This is a genomic window from Streptomyces malaysiensis subsp. samsunensis (assembly GCF_024519315.1).
Lineage (GTDB): Bacteria > Actinomycetota > Actinomycetes > Streptomycetales > Streptomycetaceae > Streptomyces > Streptomyces malaysiensis.
On sequence record NZ_JANIIC010000154.1, the window covers coordinates 1 to 5171 of the forward strand.

Sequence of the window (5171 nt, forward strand, 5' to 3'; positions counted from 1 at the left end):
CCGATCGCGACCGATTCGGTGTCCGCCGACAGGCGTGCGAGTCGGGGGAGGGTGACGGCGCCGTCGCGGATGCGGGCCTGGGGTTCGCCGGAGGCGACCAGGATGGGCAGGACCTCTTGGGAGGCCGGGCGGTCGTCGGTGTCGACCAGCACGATGCGGCCCGGGTGTTCGGTCTGCGCGGTGCGGAGCAGCCCCCAGACGGCCGCGGCGGCGAGGTCGTCGTAGGGCGCTTGGACGACGAGCGGGGTGGTGGTCGCGGCCAGGTGTCGCTGGACGTGTGCGAGTGTGTCGGTGGTGGCCCGGTGGGTGTCGGCGACTACGTCGTCTCCGGTCGGTTCCACCACGTACCGCTCGAAGACCGGTACGGTCGCGGGCGTCGCCGGAGTGTGGGAGACCCACTCCACGGCGTACAGGCCGTCCGGGCCCGAGTCGGCTCGTCGCAGTTGGTCGGCGGTGACCGGCCGGGTGACCAGCGCGTCGACGGTGACGACCGGCTCGCCGGTGGTGTCGGTGGCCAGGAGGCGGACGGCGCCGGTGTCGTCGGTGTCCAGCCGGACCCGCAGCCTTGTCGCGTCGGTGGCGTGCACCGCGACGCCGGTCCAGGCGAACGGCAGCCTGATCCCGGCCAGCTCGGCCGTGCCGACGACCGCGTGCAGCGCCGCGTCGAACAGCGCCGGGTGCACCGCATATCCGGCGGTGTCCCCGGCCGCCTCGGGCAGGGTGACTTCCGCGTACAGGCTGCCGTCCTGCCGCCAAAGCGCTTCCAGTCCCTGGAAGGCGGGTCCGTAAGCCAGCCCTCCGTCCGCCAACCGCTCGTACAGCCCGGTCAGGTCGACCGCCTCCGCCCCGGCGGGTGGCCAACTCCGTGGCGGAACGGGCACGTCGGCCTCCTCGGCGAGGGAACCCACCGCGTGCTCGACCCAGTCGCCGTCGTCCCGCCGGGCGTGCACGGACACCGGGCGGCGCCCGTCCGCCTCCGCCGGTCCCACACTGACCTGCACGGAGGCGGCCCGGTCGAGCACCAGCGGGGTCTGTACGACCAGCTCGTCCAGGACACCGCAGCCGACTTCGTCGCCGGCCCGGATCGCCATGTCGACCAGCGCGGTGCCCGGCAGGACGACCGTATCGGCCACCACGTGGTCGGCCAGCCATGGCATGGAGGCCACCGACAGCCGGCCCGACAGCACGACCGCGCCGCTTCCGGCGATCGTGGTCACCGCGCCCAGCAGCGGATACCGCGTCGGCAGCAGCCCCAGCCCGGTGGCGTCGCCGCCCGAGCCGGACCCGCGCTCCAGCCAGTACCGGTCCCGCTGGAACGGGTAGGTCGGCAGGTCCACCCGCCGGCCCTCCCCGACCACCGCGGCCCAGTCCACCCGGGCACCCCCGATGTGGAGTTCGCGCGCCGCGGCGAGCAGCGTCGCCACGTCGTCGTGGTCACGCCGCAGCGTCCCGGTGACCACCGCATCCGGGCAGCTCTCCCGTACGCTCGCGGTGAGCACCGGATGCGGGCTGACCTCGACGAACACATCAAAACCGGCCTCGGAAAGACGGCCGACCGCATCGTCGAACCACACCGTCTGGCGTAGGTTCCGGTACCAATAGCCGGTGTCCATCGACGCGGTGTCGATCCAGTCCCGCTCCACGGTGGAGAACAGCGGCACCCGCGACGTCATCGGCTGGACGTCGGTCAGCGTTCGGGACAGCTCCTCCTCGATCCGCTCCACCTGTGCCGAGTGGGACGCGTAGTCCACCGCGACTCGCCGGGCGCGGTCCTCGGTGGCCAGCAGCTCCTCCAGCGCGGCGACCTGACCGGACACCACCACTGCCTCCGGCCCGTTCACCACCGCGACCGACAGCCGGCCCTCCCACTGGGTCAGCAGATCCTCCACGTATGCCACCGACCGCTGGACGACGGCCATGCCGCCCTCACCGGCCAGCGCGGTCAGCGCCTTGCTGCGCAGTGCGACCACCCGGGCCGCGTCCCGCAACGACAGGCCGCCCGCCACGTGTGCGGCGGCGATCTCGCCCTGTGAGTGCCCCACCACGGCCGCGGGCTCCACGCCGTAGGACCGCCACACGTCGGCCAGCGCCACCATCACCGTGAACAGCACCGGCTGGACCACGTCCACCCGGTCCAGGTCCGGCCTGCCCGGCTCGCCGGCCAGCACGGCCGCGGCCGACCAGTCCACGAACTCGGCCAGCGCGCGGTCGGTGCGCAGCACGCTGTCGCGGAAGACGGCGGAGCTCTCCCACAGCCGGCGGCCCATACCGATCCACTGCGAACCCTGGCCGGGGAAGACGAAGACCACCTTCGACGCCCGACCGGACCCGCAGGTCAACGCGTCGAGTTCGGCGGCGAAGTCCTTCCGTGTCGCGCCGATCATCACGGCCCGGCAGGGCAGCGCCGCGCGACCGTGCAGCAGCGAGTAGGCCACGTCCGTCACGGATCCCTCGTCCCGCGTCACCAACCGCCGCGCCAACTCCCGCAGGGCGCGTTCGGTGTGTGCGGAGAGTATCCAGGGCACCGGTCCTGCCGGGGGTGCCTCCGAGGTGTCGGGTTCTGGTGTGGTGGGGGCCTGTTCGAGGATGACGTGGGCGTTGGTGCCGCTGACACCGAAGGAGGAGATGGCCGCGCGTCGGGGGTGCTGGTCGGTGGTGGGCCAGTCGCGGGGTTCGGTGAGGAGTTCGACCGCACCCGCCGACCAGTCGACTTCGGGGGTCGGCTCGTCGATGTGCAGGGTCTTGGGCATGATGCCGTGGCGCATGGCCATGACGGTTTTGATGATGCCGGCCACTCCGGCGGCGGCTTGGGCGTGGCCGATGTTGGACTTCAGCGATCCGAGCCGCACCGGCTGGTCGCGGTGTTGTCCGTAGGTGGCGATCAGGGCCTGGGCTTCGATGGGGTCGCCGAGTTTGGTGCCGGTGCCGTGTGCCTCGATGAGGTCGATGTCGGTTGCGGACAGTTGGGCGTTGGTGAGTGCGTCGCGGATGACGCGTTGTTGGGAGGGGCCGTTGGGGGCGGTGAGGCCGTTGGAGGCGCCGTCCTGGTTGACGGCGGTGCCGCGTACCACGGCGAGTACCGGGTGTCCGAGGCGTTGGGCGTCGGAGAGTCGTTCGACGAGCAGTAGGCCGATGCCTTCGGCCATGCCGAAGCCGTTGGCGTCGGCGGCGAAGGCTTTGCAGCGGCCGTCGTCGGCGAGGCCGCGCTGTCGGCTGAACTCGATGAACGGCGCCACCGACGCCAGTACGGTGACGCCGCCGGTGATGGCGAGGGTGCATTCGCCGGAGCGCAGGGCCTGTATGGCGAGGTGCAGGGCGACCAGGGAGGAGGAGCAGGCGGTGTCCAGCGAGACGGCCGGGCCCTCGAAGCCGAAGGTGTACGAGACGCGGCCGGACGCCACGCTCGCCGCGCTGCCATTGCCCAGGTACCCCTCCAACTGGTCCGTGTCGTCAGCCGACCAGTCGGCGTAGTCATTGTGGATCACGCCGGTGAACACACCGGTGCGGCTGCCGCGCAGGGCCGCCGGGTCGATACCGGCGCGCTCCAGGACCTCCCAGGTGGTCTCGAGCAGCAGTCGTTGCTGTGGGTCCATGGCCAGCGCCTCGCGCGGCGAGATGCCGAAGAACGCCGGGTCGAACCCGGCCGCGTCGTCCAGGAAGCCGCCCTCCCGGGCGTATGTCGTGCCCGGGTGGTCGGGGTCCGGATCGTAGATGCCCTCCAGGTCCCAGCCGCGGTCGATGGGAAACGCGGAGACGCCGTCGCGACCGGCGGCGACCAGATCCCACAGCGACTCCGGCGAGTCGACGCCGCCGGGCAGTCGGCAGGCCATGCTCACGATCGCGATGGGCTCGCGGTCCCTGGCTTCCAGCTCCTGGAGCTGCTGCCGGGCGTCACGCAGGTCGGCGGCGGCCTTCTTGAGGTAGTGCAGAAACTCGTCTTCGTTCGCCATCGGTGCTCAGCTCCATACGTGAACCGGAAGGACGGGGACCGGACCGTGGGGACGACGCTCTTCGGGTCGACCCGTCGAAGATCAGTGGGACATGCCCTAACCCGCTTTGCCGTCGAGGAAGTCGAAGATCTCCCGGGCGCTCGCCGCGTCGAGGTCCAGCGCGGTGTCGGCGGCGGGCTGGGCAGCGCCCAGCGTCGACAGCCACTGCTTCAGCCGCGCCACCACGGCCGGCCGTCGCTCCCCGTCCTCGGCAAGCGCCCGCAGCGTCACCTCGATACCGTCCAGGTCGGCCAGCGAGGGCCCGGTGTCGGCCGGGGCCAACTGCGTCAACAGGTGATCGGCCAGCGTGTTCGGCGTGGGGTGGTCGAAGATCAGGGTGGCGGGTAGCCGCAGTCCGGTGGCGGTGGTGACGCGGTTGCGGAACTCGACGGCGGTGAGCGAGTCGAAGCCGCTGTCCTTGAACGCCTGGGTCGGGCTGACATGCTCGGCGCCCGAGTGGCCGAGCACGGTGGCCGCCTGCGCCCGCACCAACTCGAGGACGACCGCCCGACGCTCCTCGGGTGCCACCGCGGCGACGCGGTCGGCCCAGGTGCCGTCCTGGACGGCTGCCTGGCTGGCGGTTGGCCGGGCGGCGCGCACCAGCGCGCGGAGCACCGGTGGCACACTGCCGGAACGCGCGATGGTGGGCAGGTGGAGCTTGACCGGTGCGACGGCGCCCAGCCCGCGGCCGAGGGCGGTGTCGAACAGCGCGGTGCCCTCGGCTTCGGTGATGCCGTACAGACCGGCGCGGGTCATTCGGTCGTGGTCGGCCTGGGTGAGGTGGGCGGACATGGCGCCGGTTCGTTGCCACCAGCCCCAGGCGAGTGAGGTGCCGGGCAGGCCCTGGCGGCGGCGGTGGGTGATCAGGGCGTCGAGGAAGCTGTTGGCGGCGGCGTAGTTGGCCTGTCCGGGGCTGCCCAGCACCGCTGCCGAGGAGGAGAAGACGACGAACAGGGCGAGGTCGTGGTCTTGGGTGAGTTCGTGGAGCCACCAGGCGGGGTTGGCTTTGGGGATGAGGGTGGTGGTGAGTGCGTTGGTGTCCAGGTGGTCGATGGTGGTGTCGGCGAGGGCTCCGGCGGTGTGGATGATGCCGGTCAGCGGTCCGATGTCGTCGATGAGTGTGGCGAGTGCGGTGCGGTCGGTGAGTTCGCAGGAACGGACGCGGATTCGGGCGCCGTGTTG

2 protein-coding genes are annotated in these 5171 nt (G+C 71.8%); both read right to left on the reverse strand.

Annotation, left to right across the window (positions count from 1 at the left end; translation table 11 throughout):
* On the reverse strand, positions 1-3950 hold a 3950-nt coding region (locus NQU54_RS47960), incomplete at its 3' end, for a type I polyketide synthase (protein WP_257636554.1).
* 96 nt (positions 3951-4046) lie between these two features.
* Positions 4047-5171: KR domain-containing protein (locus NQU54_RS47965; protein WP_257636555.1), on the reverse strand; the 1125-nt coding region annotated here is incomplete at its 5' end.